This is a genomic window from Moraxella nasovis (assembly GCF_022701215.1).
Lineage (GTDB): Bacteria > Pseudomonadota > Gammaproteobacteria > Pseudomonadales > Moraxellaceae > Moraxella > Moraxella nasovis.
Genome location: NZ_CP089976.1, coordinates 110,521 through 126,314 on the forward strand (window position 1 = coordinate 110,521; position 15,794 = coordinate 126,314).

A 15,794-nucleotide genomic window follows, 5' to 3' on the forward strand; every position below is an offset into this window, starting at 1 on the left:
ATTAACACCTAAAAAAAATATCTTGGGGGGGGGTAAAACTTATGCTAAAATAAATTACATTTGCAATAATTTTACACAAATATTGCCAAATCCATCATTTTTCATAGATTTTATTAAGGGTTGTTGTATGAATCAAGTATATCGTGTTATTTTCAATCATGCGACTGGTGTATGGCAGTCGGTATCAGAAATCGCTAAAAGTAATGGTAAAACTAAAAGTATCAAATTAGCGGTTGCTACTTGTGGTATTTTAGCAAGTGCCGCTCATGCAGATAATTTTAATAGTTCCGTCAATCTAGAAGATTATGTTGTAGGGGCAAATGATACAATTAGCGGTGCAAATACCATTGTGTCAACAAACAGCACATTCGTCAGTCATGATGGCGATGCAAATTTGACGATTAAAGATGGTGCCAAACTAACGAGCAGTCAAAATATCATTTTGGGTGCGTTTAATACATCCACCAATGCAAAAATTACCCTAGACAATGGCACACTTGAACAAACCGAACCTTTTGATGGTAAAAATTATCGCTTCATCGCCGCAGGTCTTACCAAGGGAAATTCTAGCATTGATGCCAAAAATCATTCAAGCATTCTAGCCAAAGACTCTATAGTGATTGGCTTGGAAGAAAATGCAACAGGTGTAGTCAATTTGGACAATTCTACAATTGACGTTGGTAATGAAGTTTCAATCGGCAGTACAGGCAAAGGTGCATTACATCTTAATAATCAATCCAAAGGTAAATTTAACAATATTTATCTTGGTAGTCATAAAGAACAGTCAATCGGTGATGGCACATTTACTGCAACAAATTCAACACTTGATGTGCAAGACAGTATCATCGTTGGCGATGTTGGCACAGGTTCATTGACATTTGATAATACCCCAACTGTTGTACGCCAATTAACTATCGGACAAAGCAAAGGCGGTGTTGGCACTGCTAGCATCAACAATTCAGAACTTAATGTAAAATCACTAAATGTTGGTACGGCAGGCAAAGGCTCATTAACTCTTAACAACACAAATTTAACAGAAGGTCAATCGGTCATTGAGATTGGTGGCAAATCCACAGGTGAAGGCAAGCTGATCGTTGGTAACCAAAGCACAATTAAAGCAGGCACAATCACGGTTGCCAATGAAGGACAAGGTTCATTAAATTTGGCAAAAAATACCGACACTAAGAGCGATTTTTTGTATGTTGGTGGTGTAGCAAATAGACAAATTCCCTTAGCCAATCCTAATACAATTTATGGTAAAGCTGAGATTCTTGGCAAATTGACTGTTATTGATGATATCAATGTTGGCATTGAAGGTCGGGGCGAATTGATTGCCTTAGGTGCAACTATCAATGCCAATCAGTTATTACTTGGCTATGAAAAAACAGGTCAAGCAATCGCCAAGATTAGCGATAAGAGTATTGTAAATACCAAAAATCTAAGTGTTGGCAGAGACGGAACTGCTAACTTAACCATTGATTCTGGCAGTCAATTGACCAATAATAACTTGATTATCATTGCAGGTAGTGGTGTCAGTCAAACTGGCAATTCATCGACTTTAACGGTTGATGGTGCAGGCACGGTATTAAACAATAAAGGCGATATGAGTGTAGCGTCAGGATTGAGGCATTTAGGCACACTTAATGTTAGCAATAATGCAACAGTAAAAAATGCTGACACCTTAACCATCTCTAGTATCTTAAATTGGCGTAATAACAATTTATCAGGTTCAATTGGTACAGTTAATTTGACGAATAATGCCAATTTACAAAGCAATTTCATTGAGATGTTTGGCAAAGAAAGCAATTTAAACGTAACTAATGCAACTGTCAACACCAATCAAATTGCTAGAAAAATTACAGGTGAAGATCAAAATGGCAAGATTGTTGACATCTTATCATTTGGCGTACAACCAACTACCAAAATCACACTTGATAATGCAACAGTTAAACTCAACCAAAATCAAAATAAGCTGTTTAGCGGTTTTCAAAAGACAGACACTATTGAGATAAAAAATGGCGGAGCAAATTTTGATACGCAAAAATATCAAGTTGGTATTGCAGATACCGCAAAAATCACAGGTGCAGGTAATTTCAACAAGCTAGGTACTGGCACATTAACTTTAAATAGCGATAGTAAAGCATGGCGTGGCGAGACGCATATCAATGAAGGTGTGTTAAAAATCAATGGCGACTACACCATGAAAGACGGGGAAGTTTTGGCAATCGGTCTGAATAATCAGACCGACTATGGTCAATTAGCCGTTACAGGTCAAGCGGTAATTGACAATGGGGTGCTTAAAGTAAAAGCCTCCGACATTGTCAAAATATTGGTGACAAGCGATACACCAACCAGCGAATGGAAAAATATTGTCAAAGCAAAAACTCGTACAGGCAAATTCAAAGAGGTGCAGTTTATTGACCAAAGGGGTATAAATATCGCCAATGTCGGTATTGAAGCCAACTATGATGACAACACAGCGGTTCATCTACACGCGAAAAAACCTGTAACGCCAACGCCAACGCCAACGCCAACGCCAACGCCAACGCCAACGCCAACGCCAACGCCAACGCCAACGCCAACGCCAACGCCAACGCCAACGCCAACGCCAACGCCAACGCCAACGCCAACGCCAACGCCAACGCCAACGCCAACGCCAACGCCAACGCCAACGCCAACGCCAACGCCAACGCCAACGCCAACGCCAACGCCAACGCCAACGCCAACGCCAACGCCAACGCCAACGCCAACGCCAACGCCAACGCCAACGCCAACGCCAACGCCAACGCCAACGCCAACGCCAACGCCAACGCCAACGCCAACGCCAACGCCAACGCCAACGCCAACGCCAACGCCAACGCAGTCTAGCGATTTTGAAACGGCTGTCAAGAGCGAAAATAAAAATAATTTGGTGAATTTAGCACAAGTGCTAGATAAGAACAAAAATACACAAACCGACCCACTGGGCTTGGCATTAACGTTAGGTGCAAGCGGATTAGATAACAGCGAACTTACCCAAGGTGTATCAGAAGTTGCTCCGCTACTACACGGCTCGGTCAATCGTGTGCTTGCCAATGCCCAAAGCTACGCCAAATCAGCGATAGACACTAGAAGCATTGACCGCTCTCGCTCAGTCTGGGCAAAAGCCATCGGCACAGACAGCACCTTAAAAGCCTTGGATAATGGTCTAATGGGCTATGACGGACGTGATGTCGGAGCGATTGTCGGGGCAGATACCGCCATCGGTCAAGGCAATATTGGTATCGCCCTATCCTACATTGACAGCGATGTGGACAGCCGTGGCGATGCCCGCCATGAAGTCTTTGCCAAATCTAGCCAAGTCTTGATTTATGGCGATTATGACGTGAATGACAAAACATCTATTCACGGTACGCTTGGTGTAGGTCGATCAGACATCAAAGGCACACGCCACATCAACACATTAACCGCAGGTAACCAAGCCCAAGCAAAATCAGATTATAAGGCAGATAGCACGCAGGCAAGTTTTGAGATTCGTCATCAAATCGGCACCGATGAGCGTAACATCACGCCATTTACAGGATTAAGATATGACCACATCTTAGCAGATGGCTACACCGAAACTGGGGCAGGTGCTTATAATCTGACCGTCAAAGAGCAAGATTATAGCGAACTTAGTTCAACGCTTGGCTTTCGCTTTAATCAAGCAGTCAGCCCGCACCTAAACCTGACAGGTGAGCTATCAGGTACGCTACATAATGGCGACAAACGTACCGGCATTCATGGTCAATTTACCAATAATAATGAGAGTGATTTTTATCTACATGGTCGTGAACTTGGCAATGTCAGCGGTAAAGTGGGACTTGGTATGTCGTACAAGCCAACCCAGCACACAAGTTTAAGTCTTGGCTATCTGGGTAAATGGCGTAAGAACTATGACAGTCACGGCTTAATGCTTGATTTTACTATGAAATTTTAAGCACATTAGGTAAAAATAAAAGCCCCCTAACATAAGGGGGCTTTTATTATAAAAATTTTTATTGACACCAAAAGCAACACACAAAAAAGCTTAATCAAATCAATCATTTAACTGCCATTGCAAGCCTTTAGCCAACCCATCACAGCCTTTGCTATTTTAAATAAGCATACATCATTGGGCTAAATTTAGATTTACCGTATCAATAGACAAACCACTGTTACTTACAAGACAACCACCCCACCCAAACACCGCCATCACCTGATTAAATTCATCGTCTGGCGGAGCGATGACCTGCACTTTGTTGCCATTCATGTCATCAAAGGTTAAGCTGTGGGCATGAAGCAGTAGCCGTGATACGCCTGTGTGTGCTTGCACCGCTTTGTTTTGGGCGGTGTCGCCATGCGTGGTATCGCCTACGATTGGGTGAAATAGATGTGTCATGTGCCGTCTTAATTGGTGCTTACGTCCTGTGATTGGCATAAGTTTGACCAGCGAATAGCGAGACGTGGCATAGCGTTTGGCAGAAACAAAGGGCATTTCACAAGTCGCCAAATTCTCATAATCAGTAATGGCAGACTGTGGGGCTTTATCACTGGCAAATTTATCAGCGATTTTGTCAAGCTTGACGGCAAGCGGATAGTCAATTCGCCCACACCCCAAAAGATGACCACGCACCACCGCAAGATAGGTCTTTTGTACGGTATGATGTTCAAATTGCAAAGATAGCGTCCGAGCCGTATCAGACGATTTGGCGAACAAAAGCACCCCTGATGTCGGACGGTCTAGGCGGTGTACAGGATAGACATAAAGACCAAGCATATCACGCAGTAGCGTCATCACAAATACGGTCTCATGCTTATCTAGCCACGAGCGATGAACGAGCATACGAGCAGGTTTATTGACCGCCACAAGGTCGTCATCTTGGTAGAGAATTTCTAGCATTTGTATTTATAAATCCGTCAAATCACAAAAAATCTCATCATACGCCATTTTTTCTTGGACATTTTGAGCGGTGGCGGTGAGTAGGTCGTCAAGTTTTGTTAAAAATATTTCTAGCTTTTCTAAACTCAGTGGCTTACTTTGTGATTGATTATTCATTAAATTTTTTATATCAATGTCTGTATGCAAACTATCCATACCCAAATTAACTCGCACCACATCAGCCAGCATAAGCCTTGTTAGCACCACAAAATCGGTAAAAGATAGCACGCCTTGCCAATAATCACTGGCTAAAATAGGCAAACGAGTGCCTGCTCGTAGGGCAAGCCACGTTTTTAGCCACAGCACTCTTTTATCAAACCATGCTTGATTGGGCAAATCCACCGCACGCAATACCGCACCATCTGCCAAATTCAGCGTCAATCTTGCCAAATCTACATCACCCAATTTATCCGCCACAAACTGCAACGCCCCATCATAAATAATAGTATTAAGTGGCAATACCTGCACACGGCTTTTGATGGTGGGTAGTAGCTTGGTTGGGTGGTCTGTGATTAGGATTAAATGCACGCCAAATCGTGGTTCTTCTAAGGTTTTTAAAAGGGCATTCCCCGCCCCTAGTGTCAATTTGTCGGCATAATCTAGTACGATAAGACGCAGACCATGCCCCTTGCTGTGGCTGTATTCTTGTACAGACCGTATGTCGTCAATCTTGATAGATGATGGTTCATTATTGTCAGAAGTCGGCAGACTGGCAGACGGCAACACCAACAAATCAGGGTGCGTACCTGCGATGAGCCAAGTACAGCTCTCACACGCCCCACACGCCCCATCTTGCCCTTTGTCCTGACTTTTGTTTTGGCACAACAGCCACGCCACAGCACGCCACACAAACGCCCGCTTGCCAATACCTGCCATACCGCTTGCCAGTAGTCCATGCGGTAATTTATCATCATAAAACTGATGTACCAATTGCTCCCACGCCTGTGCTTGCCAAGGCAGTAAGGGGGAGAAATAGGGTAATTGTGGGTTGTGGTTGGTCATGTTATTTTAAGTTCACTTAGTTTTTTTAAGACAAATTCATCAAATTCAAATACCATAATCCAAGGGAATTTATGTTTATAGCGATTAAAATCATCATAACCAAAATCGCCATAATAATTGATAATGGTGGATAATGGTGGATAATGCCGTGCCATGCGTACCAATAACCAACGTGTGATTTTTGTATTTGGCTAATAATTCATTTAATGCGTGAATATTTCTATCTTGGACTTCTTTTAAACTCTCGCCATTTGGTAATTTAAATTCAAAATCCTGCCATTGTCTTTGGCTAAATTCATCAAAATCATCTACCCAAGTGCCGATTTTTCTTTCACGAAACTCATCAATAATCGCAATCTCTTTTTTAAAATAATCAGCGGTTGGCTTGATGGTGTCTATCGTCCTTTTGTAAGGACTGCTAAAAAATTCATCAATAGGCTTATCCTTAAACACATCAATAAGTTTATAACTTTGAATAATGCCATTGTCGGTTAATTCACGATTGACATCATCACGATTATGATAATTTGGCTCGCCGTGGCGAATAAAATAAATGGCGGTCATTTTTACATCCACAAATTTTAAAACTTCAAAAACTCATCTATGCTCATATTATTTAGCCTATCCAAATCTTCCTTAGTATCCACCCCAAGCGGTAAATCCACACAAGCAACATCAATGGCGATTTTGTGATGGTTTTCTAAAATGCGTAACTGTTCTAGGCTTTCTATCCGTTCAAGACAGCCTTGTTCCCATCTGCCAAATTGCCTTAAAAGGCTCACACGATAAGCATACAGTCCCAGATGGCGATAGGCATTTTTGGGTGTGTCGCCAAGCTCGCCCTTTAAATGTCCGTCTCTGTCAAAAGGGATTGGGCTACGGCTAAAATACAACGCTTGCTTGCCCGCTTTGACGACTTTTACCACCGAATTTTTATAAAAATCATCATAATTATCAATCACTTCGCACAGTGTCGCCATGACACAGTCGCCCTGCTCTATGAGTAGATTTTTGGCTTGCTCTAAGAGTGCAGGCGGTACAAGCGGTTCATCACCTTGCATATTGATGACGATGTCATCATCACCAAAACCAAGCAAATCTGCCACTTCACCAAGCCTGTCCGTGCCTGACTCATGCTCGCCTGTCATCACCACAGGCACGCCTGCACGCTCACACACCCCAAAAATCCGCTCATCATCGGTCGCCACACACACGCTGTCGGCAAAGGTGGCTCTCATCGCCTTGTCCGCCGTCCAAAGTATCATCGGCTTACCATGAATGTCAAGTAACGGCTTGGCAGGCAAGCGAGTGGAGTGGTAGCGGGCGGGGATAACGATGTGGGTTTTGGGGTGGTTTTTGGGTATGGTCATGGGATTTTCCGATATGATTAAATTGATAAAGTATTTTAGCTCGTCTTAGCCAATGATGGAAATTGGCGACATCTACTTGTGCAATTGATGTGATGTCATTAAAATTTTTTCATCATAATCACGTTGTCATTCACATTTTATCCAAGTAGTACAACAGATAATACCAAAGCGACAGTTACCGAATTGGCGTGATAAATACATAACCCTTCATTCAAAGCCCATATGCCCCACTATCAATTTTATAATGTCCAATTAGAAAGTCTTATGTGGGTTGGCGTGGAGCGATAGCGACACCCAACTAAATTGGTTGCATTTGTTAGGTTTCGTAAGCCCAACTTGTCCCACTCTATACTTTAAATTTTATCCATAATAAAAGTTAAAAATAAGGTATGTTAAGTTTAGATAAAATTCTTAACCACCCTATCCATCTCATCATACACCGCCTTTGACAGCACCGCCTTAACAGGCAATATCCAAATATTATCAAAAATGGCGTGATGAGAGTCTTTGGCAAGCTCACGCACTTTGACCGCATCTTTGGCGGTGATGACAATCGGATACTCGGTTAAATTTGCCAAATCATCAAGTCCAAACTTATGATGATCGCCAAAAGGCTTTTGTATTACCCCAAAGCCCAAATCGGTTAAGGTCTTAAAAAACCGCTGTGGATAACCAATGCCACTCACCGCATAGACGGTTTGTGGTGATAGGATTTTGTCCACCCCCACAAGCGGTACAGGCTCACTTGGGACTAGGTGCATAAGTAGGCTATCAGGCGGATACTGCTCGGGTCTTGGGTCGTGGTAAATCACAGTCGCCCCATCAAGACGGCTTAAAGGCTCACGCAAAAAGCCCTGTGGCAAAAGCTTTTCATTACCAAAACCACGCACACCGTCTACCACTATCCACTCTACATCTCGGTGCAAGGCATGATGTTGTAGCCCATCATCACTGATGATAAACTGCAAATTTGGGTGGTTTTGGATAAGTAAATCAATGGCTTGTCCACGATTTACCCCCACTGCCATCGGAACATTTGTACTAGACACAATCAAGCACGGCTCATCGCCCACCATCTGGGGCGTGCTGTCTGCTTGCACAAGAGCAGGCGTGTCATCTGCTCGTCCATAGCCACGGCTAATCACGCCGACCCTTACGCCCTTTTGCTGTAAATATGCCACCAAAGCGATGATGAGTGGCGTTTTGCCACTACCGCCTACGGTGATGTTACCGATGACCATCACAGGGATTGGGGCGTGGTATGTTGGTTTTTTGCCTGTCTTGTATTGATGCTTATGATGGTCGCTGACACGTTTATAAAGGGCGGATAAAGGGGCAAGCAGATTAAGCCATCGGCTTTGCTGTTGCCATGCCCGAGTGATGATAAGCTCTAACTTTTTCATTCATCAAAGGTCCGCTCATACATGGTCTGATACACCCCACCACGAGCCATCAGCTCATCATGCGAGCCTTGCTCCACGATTTGACCTTTGTCCATGACGATGATGCGGTCGGCATTTTGAATGGTGGATAGGCGGTGGGCGATGACAAGCGTGGTGCGATTTTGCATCACCGCATCAAGTGCCTTTTGGATATAAAATTCGCTTTCATTATCTAAGGCAGACGTGGCTTCATCTAAGATCAAAATGGGGGCGTTTTTTAATAAGGCTCTGGCGATAGACAGTCTTTGACGCTGACCACCAGACAGTTGCAGACCGTCCGCCCCAATAAAGCTGTCATAGCCATTTGGCAAGTTCATAATAAAATCATGGGCGTGTGCTGATTTGGCAGCTTGAATGATTTGTTCGGCGGTTTTATCAGACAGTTTGCCATAAGCGATATTATGAAAAATACTGTCCAAAAACAGCGTAACTTGCTGGTCTACCACCGCAATCTGTTCACGCAAAGCATCAAGTTTGATGTCATGAATGGGTATGCCATCTATCAAAATCTCGCCTGCACTGGGTGTCAGTGTTCTGGTCAATAGATTGACCAATGTGGTCTTGCCAGAACCTGACCGCCCAACCACCGCCACCACCTCACCTGCTTTGATATCAAGGCTAAAGCTCTTAATCGCCTGAGTACCGTCTGCATAAGTTAAACTAATATTATCAAAGCGAATATTACCGACAACCTTCGTATCAAGTGTGCCTGTGTCCGCCTCTTCAGGAATTTCAAGTAAACCAAAAATAGAAACACCAGCAGCAATCCCACGTTGTAGCTTTTGATTGACGTCCGTTAAGGCTTTTACAGGGCGAGCCAATAAACCTGCGGCGATTAAAAAGGATGCAAATTTCCCTGCCGTCATACCGCCAAGCACTTCAGGACGTAGCGACAGCCAAATCACAAAGCACATACCAATCGCCATCAATAGCTGAATGAGTGGCGAGTTAATGGCAGCAAGCACGGTAATTTTCATGCCTTTTTCTAAGTTATCCTTAGATGCCTTGATAAAGCGAGCCAATTCATAATGCTGACCGCCATAGTTTTTGACGACATGATAGCCTGTAATCGCCTCATTGGTGATGTGGCTAACTGATGAGATAGAGTCTTGAATATCAATGGATAAGCTGGCAAATTTCGTAGAAACACGCTTAATCAATAAAAAAATCGGTGGCACAACAATAAGCAACACCAAAGTAAGACGCCAATTGCTATAAAATAAATAACCAATCAACGCAATGACGGTTAATCCATCTTTTAACAGCGTGGTCAAAGATTCTGTGCTGGCAGCTGTAACTTGCTCAACATCAAAAATCAGCTTAGATGAAATTTTTCCAGAAGGATTGTTAAGATAAAAAGACGATGGTAGTTTTAGCAGTTTCTCAAACACTTCAACTCTAAGCTTATGCACCAAGCTTCGCGCCATTAATGCAGAATAATAACCACCCAAAAAAGCACCAAGCCCACGAAAGATGAATAATAAAATCACCAAAAAAGGAAACCAAAATTTTCGGGTTTGGTCGTCATTATTGATGGCATCAATGATGTATTCAAACAGCTTAGCCGAAGAAACTTCCGCTGCAGCTCCAATCGTAAATCCAACAATCACCAAAACAAATGCCCACCAATACGGCGTTAAATAGCCGATTAGACGCAAAAATACTGCAAATTTATCATTTGAATTAAACGATGTAGGCGTAGGCTCTGTCATATTATCGCTACAATTAAAGTGAGACATTAAGCTGAGCTAACAGTGCACGCAACTCTTCATCATCATGAAAAAAAATCTCCAAACTGCCCTTACCTGTCTTATTTTGTTTAAGCTTAGTGCTTGCACCAAGCATATCAGAGATTTTTTGATTTAGACGAGTTATCTCGTGTGAATTGACACTGTCAGACTTTAAAGGTTCAGGGTTTAGGATAGATTTGACCAGTTTTTCGGCATCTCTGACCGTCATCTTAGCGTCAATGATTTTTTTGGCGATGATGGGCTGCTGCTTCGTGGAGAGTGCCAATAACGTGCGTGCATGACCCATATCAAGCTGATTGGCTGTCATGTATTCTTTGACGGTGTCATGTAAGTTATTAAGACGTAAAAGATTGGTTACCGTCGCTCTGGCTTTACCAACAACATCGGCAATCATCGCATGACTCATGCCAAATTCGGTATGAAATCTTTGCAAGGCAACCGCCTGCTCTAAGACGTTCAAATCTTCACGTTGGATATTTTCAATGAGTGCCAAGGCAATGGCGATCTCATCAGACAGCACTCGCTCTATGGCAGGGATAAGTTTTAGACCTGCGATTTTTGCTGCTCGCCAGCGTCTTTCGCCTGCGATGATTTCATGCGTTACTTGATCATTGTTCTTATCTTCGCTGGATAATAACGGGCGAATGACGATAGGCTGCATGACACCGTGCTGCTTAATAGATTCTGCAAGCTCATTAAGAGCGACTTCATCCATCACTTTGCGTGGTTGATACTTGCCAGACTGTAAGCGATGTGGATCAATATCAATCAACTTGACCTGCTCGCCATCTACTGTGATATTGATGTTTTCAAGCTTTTTGGGCTTAGTGGTCTTTTTGGCAGATTTTTCTAAGCTGGCCTTTAACTCTTGAGATTTTGCAATTTGGGGCTTTTCTTCTTTAGTGGGTGAGTTTTTGTCGTCAAGACTTACCGCTTGAGCGATTTTTTTCTCGGTTTTTACACTATTAATCAGTGCATCTAAGCCACGTCTGGCACCAAGTCCACGTTTTTTCATGCTTGATTCTCGCTATATTTTGGCAAATCTATCATCAAAATCATCATTGTAGCACATTTTTGGCGTGATTTACCATGCAAAGGCGGTGCTGATTTGTGCTTGAGACTGGCTTGGTTCATCAATGCGGTTTAGCACTTCATTCATAAGCTGGTGATAAGCTCTAGCACCTTTTGATGATTTCTCATAGCCAAATATCGACTGCCCAAAGCTTGGGGCTTCTGCCAGACGTACATTTCTTGGGATAATCGTCTGATACATAAGATTGCCAAAGTGCTTTTCAAGCTCATCAGAGACATCTTGGGCAAGCGTATTACGACCATCAAATAAGGTTCGCACGACGCCACGCACATATAAGTCAGGGTTTAGCTCGCTTAGTTTTTTGATGGTGTCAATCAAGTCCACCACGCCTTCTAGAGCATAATACTCGCACTGCATTGGAATGATAACGCCTTTTGTTGCACAAAAAGCATTTACTGTTAAGATAGATAGGCTTGGTGCACAGTCAATCACCACAAAATCATAGTCCATCTTACCTTTTGTAGTAGCTTTTTTAATAGCGTTTTTTAGTAAAAATGGAGCATCTTCAACTTCTGCTAATGCCATATCAATCCCCGCCAAATCACGGTTTGCACCCACTACATCAATCCCAGAAGATGAAGGGGTGATGGCTTTTGCTAATGACACGTCATCAATTAGCACATCCGCTGCCGTGTACGTCAGTGCATTTTTATCCACGCCCACACCTGTTGTGGCGTTGCCTTGTGCATCTAGGTCAATAAGTAGCACTTTTTTATGGGCGATATAATGTAAAGCTGCGGCAAGATTAACAGCGGTTGTGGTTTTACCCACCCCACCTTTTTGATTGGCGATTGCGATGATTTCCATAAATATTCTGCTTAACTATTTTATTTTTTAGCTGTGATTGGTCAATGTTTATTTAAATGAAGCGTGGCTTTGTAAAGTAAATTTAATGCTAAATTATATACTTTGTAAATACACCACACAGCGATCGTCACCAAGCTTTGGCACGTTGATAGACTTAGTGCTAATCTGCCATTGCCGAAGATTTAACCCTTCAACATCAGTAAGCTCTTCATGACTTGGTAGCTTGCCTTTCATGGCATATAACACACCATCACTTGCCAAACAAGGCTCAGCAAGACAAACAAAATCTGATAGGCAAGCAAATGCCCTTGAAGTAATGACGTCATAGCTACCCTTAAACATCTCATGATGATTCTCGATACGGCTGGCAACTGGCGTTACGTTTGATAACCCAATCTCACTGATAATCTGGCGAATAAATCGCACTTTTTTGCTGTTACTATCAAGAGCGGTAATCTGCCAATCAGGGCGTAAAATTGCAATAATGACAGATGGCAGCCCCGCCCCTGTTCCAATATCTAAAAGCCTGATGTCTGACTTATCCGCCAATGGCAAATCAGGCACGATTGCCATACAGTCAAAAATATGCTTGACTAAGGCTTGATGTGGACTGGTAATGGCTGTTAGGTTATAAGCCTTACCCCATAGCAATAAACCGTCTAAATAACGAAGCAAGGCTTGTACTTGTTCATCACTAAGATGTATGCCAAGCAAACTTGCAGCGGCGATGATTTGTTCGTAAAAATCATCGGCAAAGGGGGCGATTTTTGAGAATTGTTGCGTCATGTGTTTATGATAAATGCCGTCTTTGATAAATGTCAGAAATTACCTATTTTATCATGCTTTAATCTGCTAAAATAGCGTTAATTTATACCATGATAATTTAACAAATTAACTGCCAAGATTTTTATGACTAAACCTGACAACGTCATTGACCAATCATCATTTTATCAGACACTAAAAGATAAGCATAGACTTACACCACAAGATGCCAAAAGCTACACAAACCCAGACAACTTAACCAAGGCTTCGACATTTGATAGCACCTTTGGTCAAGCTCGTGCGGTTAAAGCCATCAATACCGCACTTGACATTAAGGCTCGTGGTTATCACGTTTTTGCCGTCGGCGAAAATGGGCTTGGCAAGCGTGCCATGGTTACCAATCTGCTAAAAAATCGCGCCAATAACGAGCCAACGCCCCCTGACTTAGTTTATGTGCATTGCTTTGACAATCCAAGAAAGCCTGTCGCCCTAACTTTGCCCAGCGGTCAAGGTAATACATTTGCTAAGGACGTGCATAAACTTTGGCACACCTTTTATAAAAAGCTTTTGGTAAAATTTGGCAGTATCGGTTATCAAAACACCCTTCAAGCGATTAAAGCAGATGGTCAAGCCCAAGAACAGCTGCTCATTGACACCCTAAATAACGCCGCTAAGCCACATAATCTGACACTGCTACCAAACGACTTGGCACTGCACCAAAGTGCAAAACTAACCGTCATTGATGACAGTATCACCGTCAGCAAATCCGCCCAAACACGGCTACAAAAACAGCTTAATAAGACGCTTATCGCCTTAGATGACTTAGAAGAACAAATCAACGGACGTATCGATGAGCTACATAAAACAATCGTACAAAAGCTCTGTGAGCCGTTATTTTCACCACTTTTTGAAAAATACACAGATAAACCAATCGCCACTTATTTACGCAATTACCAAAATGACATCATCCAAAATGTATTATTTATCGTTGATAATGATGAAAACTTTTTGAATAAAACGGTAAATAATATACCCTATCGCTACTTTGTCAACGTACTCGTCAGCCACAGCGACCATCAGCACGCACCCATCATTTATGAAGATATGCCAACTTATGCCAACTTATTAGGACATATTGAATACACCACAGAGCTTGGGACGGTGATGACTGATGCTAGCATGATACGAGCAGGAGCTTTACATCGTGCTAATGGTGGCTATCTACTACTAGAAGCTAGTAGTTTACTTGAGCATCCTTATGCATGGCAAGGGCTAAAAAGTGCCTTGCAATCTCAAAAAATTCGCATGGCAAGCCTTGAACAAATGCTTACCATGACAGGCTCTGTCTCGCTTGAGCCTGAAGAAGTCGCTCTTGATATAAAGGTCATTTTACTTGGTGAGCCTGATTTGTATTATGAACTTTTAGAATTTGAGCCAGAATTTAACGCCCTATTTAAGATTCGTGCCGACTTTGCAGAGACTACCGAACGCAATCTTACAAGCCAAGCTGCCTTGATTGGCAAAATGACAGACATGATTGCTAAGCAAAAACTGCCTAAATTTGACGACTTGGCATTTGCAGTGATTTTAGATGAACTTTCGGTGCTTGCCGATGATAAGCATAAATTTGACTTGCATAGCGATAGACTAATGCAGCTGCTTGTAGAATCATCACGCCATGCTCTGTTAGATGGTAGTGCTTTTGTCAAATCACAACACGTTAAATCCACACTTGCCGACATGACCGAACGCAAGGGCTATTTACAAGAGCTGTATTGGCAAGAAATCAAAACAGGCTCTCAAATCATCAAAACCAATGGGAAACAAGTGGGACAAATCAACGCCTTAACCGTTGTGGCTTATGCTGATAGCGAGTTTGGCATGCCAGCACGGCTAACTGCCCTAATCGCCCCTAAATTTGGCTCAGGTGAGATATTAGACATTGAACGAGATGTGGAGCTTGGTGGCAGTTTACACGCCAAAGGTATGCTGATTATGACAAGCTATTTACGCTCATTATTTAGCGAATTTGTGGAGCTAAACTTTAGTGCGTCCTTAGCATTTGAACAAAGTTACGCCCATATTGATGGCGACAGTGCCACCCTTGCTGAAGCGTGTGCCTTGTTATCTGCCCTAGCAGATGTTCCCATCTTTCAAAACCTTGCCATTACAGGTAGTATGAATCAATTAGGCGAAGCCCAAGCTGTGGGCGGTGTCAATGCTAAAATTGCAGGGTTTTTTGATGCATGTGTCGAACAAGGGCTTGATGGTACGCAAGGCGTGATTTTACCCCAAACTAACGTCACCAATCTAATGCTAAGAGATGATATCGTGGACGCAGTGGCAGATGGTAAATTTCACCTATATGCTGTAAATCACATCAACGAAGCCTTAAGTTTATTGACTGGTATTGATATTAATACCAAGACCAAAAAAGGTCTATATAAGAAAAAAAGCCTGTTTGGTAAAATTTTAAATCGGCTTTATGAATGGGAAGATAAAGAAGATGAAAAAGCCGATAACAGTAAAGACCAAAACAAAGAACCTAAAAACGACATTAAAGACATTAAAAATGACACACAGGTAGAAAAATCATCATGACAGTTCAAAATAAGCCAAAGGTTGCCA

At 42.5% G+C, this 15,794-nt stretch carries 11 protein-coding genes; 2 read left to right on the forward strand and 9 right to left on the reverse strand.

From position 1 onward, the window contains the following. Positions 1-127 precede the first annotated feature (127 nt). Entirely contained in the window at positions 128-3,958 is a 3,831-nt protein-coding gene (locus LU293_RS00620) for an autotransporter domain-containing protein (RefSeq protein WP_242747951.1), read from the forward strand. Between the two features lie 171 nt (positions 3,959-4,129). Here the strand turns inward: LU293_RS00620 and truC are convergent, their stop codons facing one another. The 9 genes from truC to rsmG all read right to left on the reverse strand — a co-directional run bounded on the left by truC (position 4,130) and on the right by rsmG (position 13,190). Further along, a complete protein-coding gene (truC, locus tag LU293_RS00625) occupies positions 4,130-4,900 on the reverse strand; it encodes a tRNA pseudouridine(65) synthase TruC (RefSeq protein ID WP_242747952.1) in 771 nt (256 codons plus the stop codon). Positions 4,901-4,906: 6 nt separating this feature from the next. Then, entirely contained in the window at positions 4,907-5,941 is a 1,035-nt protein-coding gene (locus tag LU293_RS00630) for a DNA polymerase III subunit delta' (RefSeq protein ID WP_242747954.1), read from the reverse strand. Between the two features lie 93 nt (positions 5,942-6,034). Beyond that, positions 6,035-6,505: a histidine phosphatase family protein gene (locus tag LU293_RS00635; RefSeq protein WP_242747956.1), complete on the reverse strand. Its 471-nt coding sequence runs from the start codon at positions 6,503-6,505 to the stop codon at positions 6,035-6,037. A 17-nt stretch (positions 6,506-6,522) separates the two neighbouring features. Then, entirely contained in the window at positions 6,523-7,311 is a 789-nt protein-coding gene (gene kdsB, locus LU293_RS00640) for a 3-deoxy-manno-octulosonate cytidylyltransferase (protein ID WP_242747958.1), read from the reverse strand. A gap of 398 nt (positions 7,312-7,709) precedes the next feature. Then, positions 7,710-8,714, reverse strand: a complete 1,005-nt coding sequence (gene lpxK / locus LU293_RS00645; RefSeq protein WP_242747960.1) for a tetraacyldisaccharide 4'-kinase — start codon at positions 8,712-8,714, stop codon at positions 7,710-7,712. Beyond that, positions 8,711-10,492: a lipid A export permease/ATP-binding protein MsbA gene (gene msbA, locus LU293_RS00650; protein ID WP_375540342.1), complete on the reverse strand. Its 1,782-nt coding sequence runs from the start codon at positions 10,490-10,492 to the stop codon at positions 8,711-8,713. The genes lpxK and msbA overlap by 4 nt, the downstream gene beginning before the upstream one ends. Further along, positions 10,479-11,519, reverse strand: coding sequence for a ParB/RepB/Spo0J family partition protein (locus LU293_RS00655; RefSeq protein ID WP_242747962.1), 1,041 nt, complete (start codon positions 11,517-11,519; stop codon positions 10,479-10,481). The genes msbA and LU293_RS00655 overlap by 14 nt, the downstream gene beginning before the upstream one ends. Before the next feature lie 69 nt (positions 11,520-11,588). After that, a complete protein-coding gene (locus LU293_RS00660; protein WP_242747964.1) occupies positions 11,589-12,404 on the reverse strand; it encodes a ParA family protein in 816 nt (271 codons plus the stop codon). 93 nt (positions 12,405-12,497) lie between these two features. Beyond that, positions 12,498-13,190: a 16S rRNA (guanine(527)-N(7))-methyltransferase RsmG gene (gene rsmG / locus LU293_RS00665; protein WP_242747966.1), complete on the reverse strand. Its 693-nt coding sequence runs from the start codon at positions 13,188-13,190 to the stop codon at positions 12,498-12,500. 123 nt (positions 13,191-13,313) lie between these two features. Here rsmG and LU293_RS00670 point away from each other — a divergent pair, with 123 nt between their 5' ends. Beyond that, the gene (locus tag LU293_RS00670) at positions 13,314-15,767 is read left to right on the forward strand and encodes an ATP-binding protein (protein ID WP_242747968.1); all 2,454 of its coding nucleotides are present in this window, start codon (positions 13,314-13,316) and stop codon (positions 15,765-15,767) included. Positions 15,768-15,794: the final 27 nt, after the last annotated feature.